Source organism: Hylemonella gracilis str. Niagara R (assembly GCF_000600295.1).
In the GTDB taxonomy this organism is placed as follows: domain Bacteria; phylum Pseudomonadota; class Gammaproteobacteria; order Burkholderiales; family Burkholderiaceae_C; genus Hylemonella; species Hylemonella gracilis_A.
Window position 1 is genome coordinate 95,743 of sequence record NZ_JEMG01000001.1, and the last position, 12,335, is coordinate 108,077.

13 protein-coding genes and 1 tRNA gene are annotated in these 12,335 nt (G+C 63.1%); 4 read left to right on the forward strand and 10 right to left on the reverse strand.

Going from position 1 to position 12,335, the window contains the following annotated elements:
• Positions 1-13: 13 nt before the first annotated feature.
• Together AZ34_RS17810 and AZ34_RS00440 are read left to right on the forward strand one after the other, a co-directional pair.
• On the forward strand, positions 14-829 hold the full coding sequence (locus tag AZ34_RS17810; protein ID WP_081767015.1) for a TIGR04255 family protein: 816 nt from the start codon (positions 14-16) through the stop codon (positions 827-829).
• Between the two features lie 549 nt (positions 830-1,378).
• Complete coding sequence (locus tag AZ34_RS00440; RefSeq protein WP_035603573.1) at positions 1,379-1,912, forward strand: hypothetical protein; 534 nt, start codon at positions 1,379-1,381, stop codon at positions 1,910-1,912.
• 284 nt (positions 1,913-2,196) lie between these two features.
• On the opposite strand, the gene AZ34_RS00445 is transcribed toward AZ34_RS00440, so the two are convergent.
• Positions 2,197-2,272, reverse strand: a tRNA-Arg gene (locus AZ34_RS00445).
• A 125-nt stretch (positions 2,273-2,397) separates the two neighbouring features.
• On the opposite strand from AZ34_RS00445, the gene AZ34_RS00450 reads away from it, so the two are divergent.
• Together AZ34_RS00450 and AZ34_RS00455 are read left to right on the forward strand one after the other, a co-directional pair.
• Positions 2,398-2,907, forward strand: coding sequence for a c-type cytochrome (locus AZ34_RS00450; protein WP_035603576.1), 510 nt, complete (start codon positions 2,398-2,400; stop codon positions 2,905-2,907).
• A 144-nt stretch (positions 2,908-3,051) separates the two neighbouring features.
• Entirely contained in the window at positions 3,052-3,543 is a 492-nt protein-coding gene (locus AZ34_RS00455; RefSeq protein WP_035603578.1) for a low molecular weight protein-tyrosine-phosphatase, read from the forward strand.
• A 39-nt stretch (positions 3,544-3,582) separates the two neighbouring features.
• Here the strand turns inward: AZ34_RS00455 and AZ34_RS00460 are convergent, their stop codons facing one another.
• From AZ34_RS00460 to AZ34_RS00500, 9 genes are all read right to left on the reverse strand, one after another.
• Positions 3,583-4,875 (reverse strand): Glu/Leu/Phe/Val family dehydrogenase, encoded by a 1,293-nt coding sequence (locus AZ34_RS00460; protein WP_035603581.1) that lies wholly within the window; start codon positions 4,873-4,875, stop codon positions 3,583-3,585.
• Between the two features lie 189 nt (positions 4,876-5,064).
• Positions 5,065-5,637: a DUF2946 family protein gene (locus tag AZ34_RS00465; protein ID WP_035603584.1), complete on the reverse strand. Its 573-nt coding sequence runs from the start codon at positions 5,635-5,637 to the stop codon at positions 5,065-5,067.
• Positions 5,630-6,643, reverse strand: a complete 1,014-nt coding sequence (locus tag AZ34_RS00470) for a YheT family hydrolase (protein WP_035603586.1) — start codon at positions 6,641-6,643, stop codon at positions 5,630-5,632. Before AZ34_RS00470 ends, AZ34_RS00465 begins: the two co-directional genes overlap by 8 nt.
• 135 nt (positions 6,644-6,778) lie before the next feature.
• Positions 6,779-7,198 (reverse strand): F0F1 ATP synthase subunit epsilon, encoded by a 420-nt coding sequence (locus AZ34_RS00475; protein WP_035603589.1) that lies wholly within the window; start codon positions 7,196-7,198, stop codon positions 6,779-6,781.
• 118 nt (positions 7,199-7,316) lie between these two features.
• Positions 7,317-8,732 (reverse strand): F0F1 ATP synthase subunit beta, encoded by a 1,416-nt coding sequence (gene atpD, locus AZ34_RS00480; RefSeq protein ID WP_035603592.1) that lies wholly within the window; start codon positions 8,730-8,732, stop codon positions 7,317-7,319.
• Between the two features lie 39 nt (positions 8,733-8,771).
• A complete protein-coding gene (gene atpG, locus AZ34_RS00485; protein ID WP_035603595.1) occupies positions 8,772-9,653 on the reverse strand; it encodes a F0F1 ATP synthase subunit gamma in 882 nt (293 codons plus the stop codon).
• Between the two features lie 29 nt (positions 9,654-9,682).
• Complete coding sequence (gene atpA / locus AZ34_RS00490) at positions 9,683-11,236, reverse strand: F0F1 ATP synthase subunit alpha (RefSeq protein ID WP_035603598.1); 1,554 nt, start codon at positions 11,234-11,236, stop codon at positions 9,683-9,685.
• A 52-nt stretch (positions 11,237-11,288) separates the two neighbouring features.
• Entirely contained in the window at positions 11,289-11,819 is a 531-nt protein-coding gene (locus tag AZ34_RS00495) for a F0F1 ATP synthase subunit delta (protein WP_035603600.1), read from the reverse strand.
• Positions 11,820-11,829: 10 nt separating this feature from the next.
• On the reverse strand, positions 11,830-12,300 hold the full coding sequence (locus AZ34_RS00500; protein WP_035603603.1) for a F0F1 ATP synthase subunit B: 471 nt from the start codon (positions 12,298-12,300) through the stop codon (positions 11,830-11,832).
• Positions 12,301-12,335 lie beyond the last annotated feature (35 nt).

Below are 12,335 nucleotides of genomic sequence, written 5' to 3' on the forward strand. Positions count from 1 at the left end.
ATCGCCACTTGTCATGACCGCCGAACGCCGCTTGTCCAACGCCCCTTTGGTTGAAGTCATCGCTGAAATCCATTGGGTCCTTGACGACAACATGCAAGGCAATCCTGTTGATCCCAGTTGGTTCAAGATGGCGATGCAGATTGAGCCCGTGCTTCAAAGCATCCTCCCCGTTATTGAACCGCTGCAGCCTTTTGGTACGGTCATTCCGCTGGATGTACTCGGACGCGAGCCCCTGATCCGGTTTCGACCGAAACCGGGAGCGTGGCCGCTTGCACAAATCGGTCAAGGCATTGTGACTGTAAATGCCACTCCTCCATATGACGGATGGGATGCTGTAAGAAATCTACTCTCTCGCATTCTTACGTCCGCTCGCGATGCTTCGCCGCTTTTTGCTGCTCTTAGACCTGAACGCTGCCAGCTTACCTACCGCGACGCATTCACAGAAGATCATGGCGTCACCGACATTGACCATTTCTTGTCAAAACAGGTGCAGTTGATCAACCAGAGTAGCCTGGATATTCTTTCCAAGGTCGTCGGTAAGCCAGCCATTATTGCTACTAGTGAAATCCGAGCTGCCCACCCCTCGCTTCCCAACACCAATATCTTGGTGAGAGGTTCACGTGGCCAGATTAAAAACACCGCTACACCTCGGCAGGCTGCGATTCTGGACTTCGTGGTCAATGGCGCGCCCGACTTGAAGCCTCTCGATGTTGCCTCCATATTGAGTTGGTTTGATCAAGCCCACAGCTGTGCTTGGGATGTCTTTACTTCCGTCATCCCTAGTGACATCATGGGCAACCTCAAACGTGAAAAGGGAAGCCATGCTTAAGTCAGTCCCGTCGCGATTTGAAATCGTCGCCGAGTTTCTGCCTGCTGCGCTAAAACGGACACGCACTGCAATAGCTGGGCTGAATCCTGTTCAGTTTGCACGGTACCAACGACCGGCTTCTGCAGTCCATGCTGATGACATTGTCGTGTCTTCCTTCGACGACAGGAGCTATGGGATGTCCTATGTCGTCACCCCTTTTGCCTCTACCTCGATTGTTGAGGGGAAATCTCCTGTTCGAAGCCTACTAAACCCTGAGCAGGCTCAACACTGGGATAGTCATCTAGTCCAACTGCTTCTGTTGTTGTCCGACAGCGATGCCGCCTTTTATTTGGGTGCCACAATTTACGTTGCCAGTGAGACGCTGATGTGCGAAATTGGGCGCCCTGGCAGGACGTTACTGATCGCTACCGATGACGAAGGAACCACCGTCAGCTATCGGAAACGTCCGGATGACTTTAGTAGCTATGAGTCTTTTGAATTCGCTCAGTTGCCAGAGCTACCAGAATTTCAGAGAATCTTGATAGATTTCCAGCGCCCTGAAATTACAGAATGGCTGAGCAACCGCAAGAAGAACTGGTGGAGCACGAGGTCGTCGGACGCCGCATTCGCGACAACCATGAGCATCACGGAATCACCGACGGAGACGGGGGCTTCCGTGTCTTGGCCGGCGCGTTCATGGAAGACCGACCTGATGCTCACATATCCGTAGATCGGTTCTGGAACAACACCAAAGCGCCTTCTAAGGCGGGTAAAGCAGCGCATACCCACTTAATCGCAGAGATATGCATCAGCGAAAGCTGGGACGGGATGAAGGGTTGGGCTTGCACTAGCGTTAAGCGCTTCAAAACTGTGCATGGCATCCATTCGGTGATCGCAACGCCTAAGCCCAACCAAAACCCGCATCACGCCGATCTTGTTAAGCAAGACTTCCTCGTGATCAAGACTGATGACTCTCGCGGGATCCGCCGAAGCAAGTCAATTATGCTGGCCCAGCAACTCGCTGACAGCTTCAACACGTTTCTTAAAGAGAACCAAGCTGAATTTATCCCGTGGCCATCGATGCCACAGGCTGCCCATGCGTGATTTTGTTTCTCTTCTTTTATCCGACGGATAGTGCGCTGACCCTGGCCGCAGCCAGCGCGTCCTCCGGTCCCTGGTCGATCCGCTTGGCCTCAAATTCAGTAAGTGCGGCAAACAATCTGCAAGGCCAACTCGGTCGCTCCATGCATGTCCAGGGCAACGGATTTAGCCCCTCCGATGTGTAATCCGGCATTTCCTGCACACAGGAGAAATCTGGCAATTCGTGCGCAATGTGCACATTAATTGCCGGACTCCACACGACTTGCCGGTTCTTTCGGCGAGGATGCTGGTGCGGCTGGCGGGGATCGAACCCACGACCCTTGGCTTCGGAGGCCAATACTCTATCCACTGAGCTACAGCCGCGTTGTCTGCGCAGGCCGGCATTGTAGGCGGTTTCGCCCGTCGGCTGGGCGGTCCGAACAAAGGCCAAAGCTATAATCCCGCCCGATTGCAAGTCATTCACTCCCAGGATTTCCAAGGACCAAGACATGAGCGCACAACAACACGAAGAAGCCCACACCGGCCCCATCAAGACGCCCGGGCAGGTGATGTGGGTGTCGATTGCAGCCTTCGTGCTTCCGGTCTTCATCATCATCGGTCTGGTGTTTTTCGTGGTGGCCGACAAGAAGCCTGCCGCCGGCGCGACCAATATGGAACGTGCCGTGACCGAGCGCCTGCAAAAGGTCGGTACCGTGGAAATTCGCGATGCCAACCGCCCGCTCAAGAGCGGTGAGGCGGTCTACCAGGCCCAGTGCGTGGCCTGCCATGGCGCAGGTTTGGCTGGCGCGCCCAAGTTCGGTGACGCAGGCGCCTGGGCCGCGCGCATCAAGACCGGTTTTGACAGCCTGGTGAATTCCGCGCTCAAGGGCAAGGGCGCCATGGCGGCGCAAGGCGGCGGCGAGCACAACGACACCGAGATCGCGCGTGCCGTGGCTTACTTGGCCAATGCCGCTGGCGGCAAGTTCACTGAGCCGGCTGCACCGGCCGCAGCGAAGTAATCACACGCCCTGGGCCGGACGGCCCGTTCCACGTTCCACACCAAAGCCGGTCTCGCACCGGCTTTGTCATTTGGGCTCCGCAACAACATGCCAGTCATGGTCAGGTGATGTGCCATTGACCATGCCCAGGCTTACAACGAAAACATGATCCCCGCCCGTCCGGACTACGCCATCCTCTTCGTCTGCACCGGCAACATCTGCCGCAGCCCGACAGCACATGGTGTGCTCCTGAAGCAGCTGCAGCTGGCTGGTTTGCAGAATCGCGTGTGGGTGGATTCAGCCGGCACGCACGGCTACCACGTTGGTGACCCGCCGGACGAGCGCAGCCAGGCGCATGCAGCCCGCCGGGGCTACGATCTGTCGCCGCTGCGCGCGCGCCGCGTCCAGGACCAGGACTTTGCCCGCCATGACCTGATCCTGGCCATGGACCACGGCCACCTGGCCCTGCTCGCCGAGCACTGCCCGCCCGAGTTGAGCCACAAGCTGCAAGCCTTCACGCGCTGGTGCCAGCATCATCGCGTGAAGGACGTGCCTGACCCGTATTACGGCGACGCGCAAGGCTTCGAGCAGGTTCTGGACCTGGTCGAGGACGGCTGCGCGGCCCTGCTCGCGCATGTGCGCGCGCAGTTGGGCTGAGCCGCCGACCCGATCACTGGCCGGGGCACAGCCCAGCCGTCAGGGGTAGAGGCCGCGCAGCTCGCGCGCTTCCAACACCCGGGTGCAGGCGATCACGAAGGCCGCCGTGCGCAGCGCCAGCTTGCGTTCCTGGCCCAGATCCCAAATGGCCCGGAAGGCGTCGCTGAGCGCGCGGTCCAAGCGGGCATTGATGTCGGCCTCGGTCCAGAAGAAGGACGAGGCGTTCTGCACCCACTCGAAATAACTGACCGTCACGCCCCCCGCGTTGGCCAGCACGTCGGGCAGCACGATGGTGCCGCGCGCCAGCAGGATGTCCTCGGCCTGCGGGGTCGTGGGTCCGTTGGCGCCTTCCACCACCAGCTTGGCGCGGATACGCCCGGCGTTGTCGGCCGTGATCTGGTTCTCCAGCGCGGCCGGCAGCATGACCTCGCATTCGACCTCCCAGAACTTGTCGTTGCTGATGCGCTCGACGCCGGGAAAATCCAGCAACGTGCCCTGGCGCGCGGCGATGAACGCCGTGAGCGCGTGCGGGTCGATGCCCGCCGGGTTGTAGATGCTGCCCGCCACGTCCTGGATGGCCACGATGCGCGCGCCGTTTTCCTGGAACACGCGCGCCGCCGCGTTGCCCACGTTGCCAAAGCCCTGCACGGCCACGCGCGCACCCTTCATTTCCATGCCCAGGCGTTGCATGGCCTCGCGCGCCACGACGAAACAGCCGCGGCCGGTGGCGTCGCGCCGGCCCAGGCTGCCGCCCAGGGTGATGGGTTTGCCAGTCACCACGCCGGTGCTGGTAGCACCGACGTTCATGGAGTAGGTGTCCATCATCCAGGCCATGATGCGCTCATTGGTGTTCACATCGGGTGCCGGAATGTCGCGCTCGGGGCCGATGATGAGGCCGATCTCACTGGTGTAACGGCGCGTCAGGCGCTCCAGCTCGCTCATCGAGAGCTGCTTGGGGTCCACGCGGATGCCGCCCTTGGCACCACCGTAAGGCAGGTTGACGGCCGCGTTCTTGACCGTCATCCAGCCCGCCAGGGCCATGACTTCGGACAGGGTCACCCCGGGGTGGTAGCGCACGCCGCCCTTGCCCGGTCCGCGCGAGACGTTGTGCTGCACGCGGTAGCCTTCGAAGTGACGCACCGTGCCATCGTCCATGTGGATGGGCACGTCGACGATCAGCGAGCGCTTGGGCCGCCGCAGGGTGTCGGCCCAGACGCTGAGCTTGCCCAGATGGGGCAGCACACGGTCAACCTGTTCAAGAAAGGTGGCCCAGGGCCCCAGGTCGGCGGGGTTCAGGTAGGAGGGCAGATTGGGATGGGTGGAAAGACTCATGGGAGACTCCTGTGGATAGAGGCAAGCCGCCCTCTTGGCGACTTGCGGGGGAGATTGTGACGCCTGGGCCGCATGGTGCATGTCGAGGTTTGCACCTGCGTGGCTTGTGTGTCCTATTCAACGATCCGCGGACCATCTGCCGTGAGCTGCCCCTTGCATCAGGTGCGATGCCCCGCGTTCGCTGGTGTTCTACGCAGCGACGGTTGCGGGGCTGCGGACAAAGCCGTAACGCGCCGGCAATTCCGCGGCTTGAACAGCTTGGGGCTGCCATTGCCCGGCTTCCACCAAATCCGCGGCGAGGCTCATGTCCTGGGTGTGCACCAAGCCCAAGCCCAGGCTGGAGTGCAGGTACAGCCGGCCCGCTTCGTCGAGCAGGCAGCCAAGACACTCGACGGACATGCCGCTGTGCGCGCGCACGCTGACCGGCATCACCGGCCCTGCGGGCTGAGTGTCCGCAGCATGCTGCTGCAGGCGCCAGACCCAGGGCGTGGCCTCCAGTTCCACAAAGACCCGCTGCGGGCCATTCTGGAAGTACCAGCAGCCGCGCGCATCCCGTTCGTAGTTGCGCTGGATGAAGTCAATCAGTTTTTCGTGCCTGAGCAGCGAACCCTTGGCTCCGGGCTGCCCGCTGTCGAAGGCGCCTGCGGCCTGCGCCCGGTCGTCGCGCATCCACCAGTTGCCGCGCGCGTCCAGGCCCAACCAGCCATAACAATCCGGCACGTTGGGCCACTTGGCCATGGCCTGGCGGACGATGTCATCCATGCGCCGCCACCTTGCTTGACATGCCCGCTGCATCCAGCAGCCAGTCCCCAACGGCGCGGGGCATGTCCATCACATGACCGGCCGGCCAGCGTCCGCAGGGAAAGCCCACATGTCCGCCGTGGGTCGGTTGCCACAGCGTCACGAAGCGCCCGGCGTCCTGCGCGCGGGGCAGACTGGATGCGGGCACAAAGGGGTCGTTACGGGCGTTGAGCGCCAGCGCAGGCACGCGGATGGCGGGCAGATGCGGCTTGGCCGAGGCACGGTGCCAGTAGTCGTCGGTGTTGCGGAAACCGTGCAGCGGCGCGGTGAACACATCATCGAATTCGTACAGGGTGCGCGCGCGGTGCAGCCGCTCGCGGTCGAACAAACCGGGGTGCTGGTCCCATTTGGCCAGGGCCTTGGGTTTCATGGTCGAAAGGAACATGCGCGTGTAGACCTGCCGGTTGAAGCCGCGACCAATCGCATGCCCTCCAGCCGCCAGGTCCAGGGGCGAACAAACTGCGGCAACCGCATCCGCCACCTGAGTGGCGGCCTCGCCCAGCTCCCCCGCCCAGCGCAGCAAGGCGTTGCCCCCCAGCGAGATGCCGACCACGATCAGGCACTGTCCGGGTGTGTCGAGGCGGGAGCGCAAGCGCCGCAGGATCCAGTCGATTTCTTGCCAGTCCCCCGAATGGTAGGCCCGCGGCGCGCGATTGAGCTCACCGCTGCAACCGCGAAAGTGCGGCACAGCGTAAGCCAGCCCTCGCTCACGTGCCCAGCCTGCGTAGGCTTGCGCGTACTGGCTTTGCGTGGAGCCCTCCAGGCCGTGGAAGAGCACCAAAAGACCGGCGGGGGCGTCGCCCACGTTCTGCAACCAGTCAACGTCGATGAAGTCGCCATCGGGCGTGTCCCAGCGCTCCCGGTCAAACCGGGGCGCGGGGCCCTGAACGCGCTGGCCATAAAGCGCCGGCCAGATGGTCTGCAAGTGGCCGCCAGGCAGCCAGAGAGGAGCACGGTAGTTCTGCATGGACCGTCGATTGTCGCTCGGCGTTCATTTGAGTGTCATGCGTGCGCACAACCGTGGGTGCAAAGCAAACAGCCCCGTGCATCGCTGCCGGGGCTGTGGGCAAGACCGGGCTGGGCCGGAATAGGCGGACCAGAATTACTTCTTGCGCAGGTACTTGCGCAGGGCCGCGATTTCGGCAGCGGCGATGGCCAATTCGGACTGGGCCTTGGCCAGGTCCAGCTCGCTCTTGGCGTTCTTGATCGCTTCCTCGGCGGCTTGGCGCGCGGCGCCCGCCTTTTCCTCGTCCAAGTCCTTGCCGCGCACGGCGGTGTCAGACAGCACGGTCACGCAGTCGGGCTGCACTTCGAGAATGCCGCCCGCGACGAAGACGAACTCTTCCTTGCCGTCGGCCAACTCGATGCGCACCGAACCGGGCTTGACGCGCGTGATCAGCGGGGTGTGACGCGGGTAGATGCCGAGTTCACCCGCCTCGCCGGGCAGCGCGACGAATCGCGCCTCGCCCGAGAAGATGGACTCTTCGGCACTGACCACATCGACGTGAATAGTTGCTGCCATGTTCAATCCTTTCCATCGTAAGCAAGCAGACGGGATGGCCGGTTAGGCGCCGCGCACAGCCGTACAACCAGTACGGCGTGCACGGCAACAACACCGGACGCCCGTATGCGCCGCTTACTTAGACTTTTTTCGCCTTCTCGAAGGCTTCGTCGATGGTGCCGACCATGTAGAAGGCCTGCTCGGGCAGGTGGTCGCACTCGCCGTTGACGATCATCTTGAAGCCACGGATGGTCTCGGCCAGGGGCACGTACTTGCCCGGAGCGCCGGTGAACACTTCAGCGACGTGGAAGGGCTGCGACAGGAAACGCTGGATCTTGCGCGCGCGGGCCACGGTGAGCTTGTCTTCCGGTGCCAGTTCGTCCATGCCCAGGATGGCGATGATGTCGCGCAGTTCCTTGTAGCGCTGCAGCGTGCCTTGCACGGCGCGGGCCACGGTGTAGTGCTCTTCGCCCACGACTTGCGGGTCCAGCTGGCGGCTGGTGGAGTCCAGCGGGTCCACGGCGGGGTAGATACCCAGCGAGGCGATGTCACGGCTCAGCACCACGGTGGAGTCCAAGTGGGCGAAGGTGGTGGCGGGCGACGGGTCGGTCAAGTCATCGGCCGGCACGTACACGGCCTGGATGGACGTGATGGAGCCGACCTTGGTCGACGTGATCCGCTCTTGCAGACGGCCCATTTCCTCGGCCAGCGTCGGTTGGTAACCCACGGCGGAGGGCATGCGGCCCAGCAGGGCGGACACTTCCGTGCCAGCCAGCGTGTAGCGGTAGATGTTGTCCACGAAGAACAGCACGTCCTTGCCTTCGTCGCGGAAGGCTTCGGCCATCGTCAGGCCGGTCAGGGCCACGCGCAGACGGTTGCCCGGAGGCTCGTTCATCTGGCCGTAGACCATGGCCACCTTGGACTCGCCCAGGTTCTCCTGGTTCACGACGCCGGCGTCCGACATTTCGTGATAGAAGTCGTTGCCCTCGCGGGTACGCTCACCCACGCCAGCGAACACGGACAGACCCGAGTGCGCCTTGGCGATGTTGTTGATGAGCTCCATCATGTTCACGGTCTTGCCCACGCCGGCGCCACCGAACAGGCCCACCTTGCCACCCTTGGCGAAGGGGCAGACCAGGTCAATCACCTTGATGCCGGTTTCGAGCAGCTCTTGCGAGGGGCTCAGTTCGTCATAAGCGGGGGCCTTGCGGTGGATGGACGCGGTCTGCGTCTGCGCCACGGGGCCGCGCTCGTCGATCGGGTTGCCCAGCACGTCCATGATGCGGCCCAGCGTGGCCTTGCCCACGGGCACGGTGATGGCCTTGCCGGTGTTGGTGACCACCAGGCCACGGCGCAGGCCGTCGGAGGAACCCAGGGCGATGGTGCGGACCACGCCGTCACCGAGCTGCTGCTGCACCTCGAGCGTCAGGGCCGAACCTTCCATCTTGAGGGCGTCATAGACCTTGGGCATCTGGTCGCGCGGGAACTCCACGTCGACCACGGCGCCGATACATTGAACGATCTTGCCCTGCACTTGCGTGTTTGCTTGAGCCATGTCTTTGCTCCGGTAAATTGAATCTTGCTTGATCGGCCGTCAGACGGCCGCGGCGCCGGCCACGATTTCCGACAGTTCCTTGGTGATGCCGGCCTGGCGGGTCTTGTTGTAGACCAGTTTGAGCTCGCTGATCACGTTGCCGGCGTTGTCGGTCGCGGCCTTCATGGCCACCATGCGGGCGGACTGTTCGGACGCCATGTTCTCGGCCACGGCCTGGTAGACCAGGGCCTCGACGTAGCGCACCAGCAGTTCGTCGATGACGGTCTGCGGGTCCGGTTCGTAGAGGTAGTCCCAATCGTGCTGCGGGCCGCTGGCTTGCGTCTCGTCGCGCATCTGCTGCACGGACAGGGGCAGCAACTGCTGCACCACCGGCTCCTGCCGCATGGTGTTGATGAACTTGGTGTAGCACAGGTACACCGCGCTCAGTTCACCCCGCGTGTAGGCGTCGAGCAGCACCTTGACCGGGCCAATCAGCTTGTCCAGGTGCGGCGTGTCGCCGAGCTGGACGGACTGCGACACCACCTTGGCGCCGACGCGGTTCAGGAAACCCAGACCCTTGTTGCCGATGGCCACGGCGCGGGTTTCCACGCCCGCGGCCTGCAGCTCGCGCAGCTTGTTGGTCACGGCACGCAGCACGTTGGTGTTGAGACCGCCGCAGAGGCCCTTGTCGGTCGTCACCACGATCATGCCGGCGGCCTTGGCCTCCTCATGCGTCTGCATGAAGGGATGCACGTACTCCGGATTGGCCCGCCCGAGGTTGGTGGCGATGTTGCGCACCTTCTCGGCGTAGGGACGGGCCGAAGCCATGCGCTGCTGTGCCTTGCGCATCTTGGACGCGGCCACCATCTCCATGGCCTTGGTGATCTTCTTGGTGTTCTCCACCGATTTGATCTTGCCGCGTATTTCCTTGCCTGCTGCCATCGTGGGCTCCTAATCCTGTCCGGCCGGGATCACGCGAAGGTCTTCTTGAACGCGGCGATCGCGGCGCTCAGTTCGGCTTCGGCGTCCTTGTCCATGGCCTTGTTGGCTTCCAGCTTGGCCAGCAGGGCGGCGTGCTTGTCCTTGAGGTAGGCGTGCAGGCCGTGCTCGAAGGGCAGCACCTTCTTGACCTCGATGTCATCCATGAAACCCTTGTTCACGGAGAACAGCGAAGCGGCCATCAGGCTGATGGACAGCGGGCTGTACTGGGCTTGCTTGAGCAGCTCGGTCACGCGCGCGCCACGATCCAGCTGCTTCTTGGTGGAAGCGTCCAGGTCGGAGGCGAACTGCGCGAAGGCGGCCAGTTCACGGTACTGTGCCAGGTCGGTACGGATACCGCCGGACAAGCCCTTGATCAGCTTGGTCTGGGCGGCGCCACCGACACGCGACACCGAGATACCGGCGTTGATGGCGGGACGGATGCCAGCGTTGAACAGGCTGGTTTCCAGGAAGATCTGGCCGTCCGTGATCGAGATCACGTTGGTCGGCACGAAGGCGGACACGTCGCCAGCCTGGGTTTCGATGATCGGCAGGGCCGTCAACGAACCGGTCTTGCCCTTGACGGCGCCCTTGGTGAAGGCTTCGACGTAGTCGGCGTTCACGCGGGCGGCACGCTCCAGCAGACGGCTGTGCAGATAGAACACGTCGCCAGGGTAGGCTTCGCGGCCCGGGGGGCGGCGCAACAGCAGCGACACCTGACGGTAGGCCACAGCCTGCTTGGACAGGTCGTCATAGACGATCAGGGCGTCCTGGCCGCGGTCGCGGAAGTATTCGCCCATCGTGCAGCCGGAGTAGGCCGACACGTACTGCATGGCAGCCGATTCGGAAGCGGTGGCAGCCACGACGATGGTGTACGCCATCGCACCGGCCTGCTCCAGGGCACGCACCACGTTCTTGACGCTCGAGGCCTTCTGGCCGATGGCGACATAAACGCAGGTCATGTTCTGACCCTTCTGGTTGATGATGGCGTCGATGGCCACGGCAGTCTTGCCGGTCTGGCGGTCACCGATGATCAGCTCGCGCTGACCACGGCCGACCGGCACCATGGCGTCGATGGACTTCAGGCCGGTTTGCATGGGCTGGTCCACGGACTGGCGCGCGATCACGCCCGGAGCGACCTTCTCGATCACGTCCGTCATCTTGGCGTTGATCGGGCCCTTGCCGTCGATGGGTTGGCCCAGGGCGTTCACCACGCGGCCAACCAATTCGGGGCCGACCGGCACTTCCAGAATGCGGCCCGTGCACTTGACGGTGTCGCCTTCGGAGATGTGCTCGTACTCGCCCAGAATAACGGCGCCAACAGAGTCGCGCTCGAGGTTCAGGGCCAGGCCGTAGGTGGGTTGACCATCCTTGGTCGCGGGGAATTCGAGCATTTCGCCCTGCATCACCTCGGACAGGCCGTGGATGCGGACGATGCCGTCGGTCACGGAAACAACCGTGCCCTGGTTGCGGATGTCGGCGCTGGCGGACAGGCCTTGGATCCGGCTCTTGATCAGTTCAGAGATCTCTGCGGGATTGAGCTGCATGACTCTTTCCTTCTTACTCGTTGAGGAGGTGACGCGCGGCGGGCTCCAAGCCTCAGGCCGTCAACGCCACTTTCATTTGTTCCAGACGGGCTTTGACGGACGTGTCAAGCACCTCGTCACCCACCACCACGCGGATGCCACCGATCAGTTCGGGGGCCAGCGCCACCTTCACGTTGAGCTTGCGGGCGAAGCGTTTCTCCAGCGTCACCTTCAAGTCTTCAAGCGCCGCGCCCTCGATCGGGAAGGCGCTGTGGACCGTGGCGTCCGATGTACCACCCTGCGCGTTCTTGAGGACGCGGAACTGGGCGGCGATCTCGGGCAATGCGCTCAGGCGGCCATTGCCGATGACGGTGCGCAGGAAGTTCTTGGCAGCATCGGACAGCGGCGTCTTGGCCACGCCAGCGATCAGCTCGAACACCTGCGCCTCGGTCGCGCGCGGATTGCCCGCGAACTGCTGAAGCTGGGGATTGGCCGCGATCACGGCCAATTCTTCGACCCAGCGCGAGGCGCCGTCGAGGTCGCTCTTGACCGCGGCGTACAGCGCTTCGGCGTAGGGTCGGGCAATGGTGGCAAGTTCAGCCATGGTCACACCCTCACAGCTCGGTCTTCAGGCGGTTCAAGAGATCCGCATGGACGCCAGCGTTGACTTCCTTGCGCAGGATCTGCTCGGCACCCTTGACGGCCAGCGCGGCCACCTGCTCGCGCAGGGCCTCGCGGGCGGCGATGGCCTGCTGCTCGGCCTCGGCCTTGGCGGCGGCGACGATCTTGTTGCCTTCTTCGGTGGCGCGGGCCTTGGCTTCCTCGATGATGGCCTGGGCGCGGCGCTCGGCGTCCGCCAGGCGGGATGCCGTCTCATTGCGCGACGTGGCCAACTCGGCCTCGACGCGCTTGTTGGCGGCGGCGAGGTCAGCCTTGGCTTTGTCCGCGGCGGCCAAACCGTCGGCGATTTTCTGGGCCCGCTCGTCCAAGGCCTTCGTGATCGGCGGCCAGATGAATTTCATCGTGAACCATACCAGGATCAAAAAGACGATGGCTTGCAGGATCAGCGTTGCATTGATGTTCACGGCTTGATCCCTTCTCTCGCGTGAAGGTTCGCGCG